Here is a 480-nt window from a genome sequence, read left to right as displayed (position 1 = left end):
AAGTTATCCATCTCTTGCCTTGGTCGTTACTATCAGTGGTTAAGCCTTCACGAACCCACAGCTTATCACCCTTTGCATAGGCGAGTTTTTGCTTTGTAATGACACCTGAACCGTTGTGGCCGAGAGCAACGCGCGGTACGGCTTCGCCTTCGGTATGGACTGGATACACATCACAAAGCGTTCCTTGTTCATCTACGGCGAAAACTTCTGGCTGCTCTCTCAGGATGCGCCGCGTCTGTGTCTTTCTGCCCTCTAGCAGGGCGTTCACCATTGGTGTTGAGAATAAAATCGGCTTAAAGCTCATTTGCCGACTCCAATCTCAATAAGATTGATACTCAGCCCCTTGTTGTAAATTTCAACAATCGTTTTGGTGATGGCTGTTTCAGCGGTGCCACCTGAAATTTTGCGGATGGATTCAGCGTGGCCGGTAATATCGGTCTGTGTTTTGCGGTTAAGCAGGGTTGCCATTCTGTCATGATC

General features: G+C 48.5%; 1 protein-coding gene and 1 pseudogene. Both read right to left on the bottom strand.

Features of this window, described 5'->3' with window-relative positions:
• A pseudogene (locus HBA93_RS18475) lies at positions 1 to 304 on the bottom strand (hypothetical protein); the annotation flags it as partial.
• The coding region (locus HBA93_RS18470) for a hypothetical protein (RefSeq protein WP_221724271.1) at positions 301 to 480 on the bottom strand (180 nt) is incomplete at its 5' end. The gene HBA93_RS18470 and the pseudogene HBA93_RS18475, both read right to left, overlap by 4 nt.

Source organism: Ochrobactrum sp. SFR4 (genome assembly GCF_019730395.1).
Classification (GTDB): Bacteria; Pseudomonadota; Alphaproteobacteria; order Rhizobiales; family Rhizobiaceae; genus Pseudochrobactrum.
This window is presented reverse-complemented; position numbering and strand designations above follow the sequence as displayed.